3 protein-coding genes are annotated in these 3587 nt (G+C 62.0%); all 3 read right to left on the bottom strand.

Annotated features, from left to right (window positions below):
• Positions 1-141: 141 nt before the first annotated feature.
• Complete coding sequence (locus tag IRZ24_RS18110; protein ID WP_297167397.1) at positions 142-1755, bottom strand: prenyltransferase/squalene oxidase repeat-containing protein; 1614 nt, start codon at positions 1753-1755, stop codon at positions 142-144.
• 20 nt (positions 1756-1775) lie between these two features.
• Positions 1776-3014: a hypothetical protein gene (locus tag IRZ24_RS18105; protein WP_297167394.1), complete on the bottom strand. Its 1239-nt coding sequence runs from the start codon at positions 3012-3014 to the stop codon at positions 1776-1778.
• Positions 3015-3223: 209 nt separating this feature from the next.
• Positions 3224-3379 carry a hypothetical protein gene (locus IRZ24_RS18100; protein ID WP_170293231.1) on the bottom strand — a complete coding sequence of 52 codons (156 nt, stop codon included), beginning with the start codon at positions 3377-3379 and terminating at the stop codon, positions 3224-3226.
• Between the last annotated feature and the right edge of the window lie 208 nt (positions 3380-3587).

The following is a 3587-nucleotide window of genomic DNA, read 5'->3' as shown; positions in this document are numbered from 1 at the left end:
TATAGAGGAGTGGTAAGAACATCTGGCCGTTCGTTTTTCACACATTTTTAATGTCTTACAATGACAGCAGCTGTCGACCGGCCTGGAAAGCGCAGAGAGAGCCGCAGCACACGCTGTCGACTTGCCATCTTTCGTGGCCGCTTACCGTAGATGGGCAAGGGCAGCGGTCAGGGCCGCCGCGGCGGCCAGCTGCAACGGCTGGGCGGTATAGGAGAACTGGGCAATCCAGAGCGCCGGACTTGCCGGGATCTGCGGCGAGCCAGCCCTCACCAGCTGATGGAGAGCAGCAAGCCCCTGCAGAATCGCCTGATCGAACTGAGTTCTAGAACAGGGAAGCAGATCATCAGGGCCGCCTGTCAGCGCGGCCAGTCCCCAAAGACTCAGGCCTATTCCTTCGAGATGGCCTGTCCCGCCAGCAGTCTGCTCTTGTAGTTGCTTGAGCAAATAGGCGGCACCTCGCCGCAGAGCCACATCGACAGCAGGATCACGGGGCCGCCGCGTCAGAGCGTGCAGCACCTGAGCAGTGCCGTAGAGCGGACTGCGATGCCAGGTGGCGCGCCAGGCCCCATCGGGCTGTTGAGAAGAGAGCAGGTAATTCAAGGCTCGCTGCACAGCCACGCCCTCGTATCCGGCGCAAGAGAGCGCATGCAGCACATGAGCTGTCACATCTGGGTCGCCAGCCAGCCCCGCCCAGCTCGGGAAGGAGCCTTCCGGTAACTGGTGCTTCAACAGAGCCGCCAAGGCCCGCTTGACAGCAGGATCATCCGCTAGAGCACCGCCTCCCTCAAGCAGCCAGATCACAACCCAGGCAGTGTCATCCAGATCACCCCCCGGAAATGCTGGCGTGAAGCTCCATAAGCCCTCAACCTGCTGACAGGTACGCAGCCACGGCTCCAGGCGGCGTAGCTCCTCGGGAAACCTGGCTCCCAGAGGCCGCACCAACGCGGCGTAGGTGAAACCAACGTAGGCCGTGACAAATAGCTCGCTATCATAGAATTGGGGGAGGCCTCCATCGCTATTCTGCGCCTCTTGCAGATAGCGCCACCCCTGCCGCCTGGCCAGCGGCCTGCCAGCGCCCAATTCGAGGGTCAGCAGCGCCATCGCCGTCAAATCGGTCACAGACCACCAGCTTCCATTGATCAGCTGACGAGCCTCCACAGCCTCTATCTCTCCAGCGTCACCGGCCTGCCAGAGTTGGGGAAACAGGTCGGCCAGCCCCGCCAGTTGCCAACACATCTGGTCCGGCTCCGGCAGCTGAACCGGCCTGGGTAAGGGAAGTAGCTCAGGGAGTGGTTCAACCCAGTGTCTCTCTCCGCGGTGTTCGGCCAGCCAGCAGAGGGGGCGAAAGCAACGCAGCACCTCAGGCGGTAAGCGCGGATAGAGCGCCGCGGCGACCGTCCGCAGAAAGCTGCGGGCCCTCAGCAGAGCCTGGCGCAGCGCGCGACGTACCTCCCCAGCGCTGTGCCGGTAAGCCAGCTGGAGAGCCACATAGGCGTGAGGAGTCATGATGAGCTGCTCATGCAGCTCTCGCCCCCAGGAGCCGTCAGGCTGCTGCTGTTCCAGCAAGTAGCGCTGGCAGCGTGCGCGCAGGTCGCTGGTTTGAGCTTCTTGTGTAATCTCAGCAGCCAGCAGCGCCCAGGCAGTGGCGTAGGGACAGGATGAAGCCCGGTGCCAGCCTGTCGGCGTCAGCGAATGAAAGAGGGCTGCCTGCAGGCTGCAGGCGAGTTCGTGAGCCAGAGGCGATGTTGTGACCATAGCGCTGCTCACTCCCCTCCTCATGAGCTGGCAGGTGTCCTGGCCAGTAACTGGCGTCGACGCCAGGAGATGAGCGCCACGAGTAGAGACAGTGCCAGCGGGCAAGTCAGGCCTGCCAGCCAGTGTATGAGCGGTGGACCAGGAACACGCCCGGCAAGTTCCAGGCAGATATTCCCCAACCACCAAAGCCAATAAGCAGCCGCCGCCAGCATGGTGAGCAAGCTCACCAGGACATAGCCCCAGGCGAGCAAACCCAGGGGCCTCGTCCTCTGCTGCCGCTCGCGCACAAGGGACCACAGCTGTTGAAAGAGACGAGTGCGCAACTGAAACTGTCCGAGCATATTGCACAGAATAAAATAGCCATCGGTTGGCATAAAAGGCGACAGATTAGTGACCACAAAGAGCAGGTTCACAAGGACCAGCTTCCAGAGCAGCTGCCGGGTCAGCAGGGGCAGAGGGAAGGTCTCTATCATCACAATAAGGGCGGCGGCGGCACAGAGATTCCCCCAGGGACCCGCCAGCCAGATTGCCAGGCGACGACGACGGGGAATGGTATAGAGGCCGCGCGTCTCCAGGTAGACCAGGGGAGCCAGGCCGGCGTAGAGCATGAGGTGCAAAGCGCGCGGCAGCAAGCCATAGCGAATGGCGGCCAGGCCATGCGCTATTTCATGCCAGAGAACGACGAAGCCCGAGAGTGCCAGAGAGAGCAAGAAGCCCAGGGTATAGGAATCGGCAAGCTGTACCACATGCAGGGAGAGCAGCTCGGGATGGAGCCACAGCGTCGCCGCAGCCCAGGCCACCAGCCCGAGGCCGATGGCATTGAGCAGCCACCAGACGGGAGCCTTAAGGATCGGCCTTAGCCCAGCGGCGAGTCGGCCAAGCGGTAGACTGCCTATCTCGATAGAGAGCTGGCGCACCTCGCTCTGAGCCAGCCTTGCTGGCGTCGGAGAGAGCAAGAGACCATTGGTGAGCAACAGGCTATACAGACGCTGCACGTGGCCGGGCGTCACGCCCGGAAAGAGGCGCCCAACTTCGTCTTCCACCTGTTCCAGGGTACGTGTCCCATCGAGCAAGCCCACGATCGTCAGGGCCGCCTGGCAAAACCGACGAGGAATCTGCACGTAGCGATCAACTTCGGCACTGCCAAGGCACCAGCGGGAACCGGTCTCTGCGCCGAGCGGCCAGACGCCCAGATCATCCCTGGCCTTCGGGTAGCAGGCCGATAGCCTCTCTGGCGCTCCCCCAACGTGGGTCGACATGGTTTCCGGTCTCTCCTCTCTTTTCAGTTCAGAATAGTGCCAGCCAGGGCCGCCAGCGATGTGGCGGCTTGTCAGCCTAAGTGAACAAGCGGGCAGCCGCAGAGCACCCACCAGCAGGGCAGAGGCTCACGCTCTCCCCACCATCCTATCAGGGGGCTAGACCCGGCAGCGCAGAGAGAGCGAGAGCACAGACTGTGCAGCTCAGGGAACTAACAAGATACGCCGCAGCCGAAGCCCCAGGCGGGGATAAAGGTTTCCTCGATCTGCTCGATCTCGTCGAGACTGACCTCGTGAATGCCCAGATCTTGCTCATCGGAGGCCATCATCTCGCACGCCTCAAGCTCAAGACGCTCCTCATATTGCATCGCTCGCTTCACCTCCTTTCAGCACTGAAAGTAGCATACCAATGCATGTGGCGAGAGAACTGACTCTCCCCCTCAGTCGGGCCACTCTGGATGGCCACCCAGCCAGATAGTTCACCTAGACTGACAAGGCGCCACACCTCCTGGCTTCCGGTGCGGCGTGACCCGTCCACAGCCCCTGCCTATCTTCCTCCAGCGATATCCCCACTTC

Origin of the sequence: Thermogemmatispora sp., assembly GCF_019683755.1 — a bacterium.
Taxonomy (GTDB): domain Bacteria; phylum Chloroflexota; class Ktedonobacteria; order Ktedonobacterales; family Ktedonobacteraceae; genus Thermogemmatispora.
Note: the sequence above shows the minus strand (reverse complement) of the source record. Positions and strands in the feature narration are given on the sequence as shown.

What these genes read in the sequence shown, in the direction of transcription:
- IRZ24_RS18110 (WP_297167397.1), bottom strand. Translation starts at nt 1,755, where the DNA reads ATGGTCACAACATCGCCTCTGGCTCACGAACTCGCCTGCAGCCTGCAG.
- IRZ24_RS18105 (WP_297167394.1), bottom strand. Translation starts at nt 3,014, where the DNA reads ATGTCGACCCACGTTGGGGGAGCGCCAGAGAGGCTATCGGCCTGCTAC.
- IRZ24_RS18100 (WP_170293231.1), bottom strand. Translation starts at nt 3,379, where the DNA reads ATGCAATATGAGGAGCGTCTTGAGCTTGAGGCGTGCGAGATGATGGCC.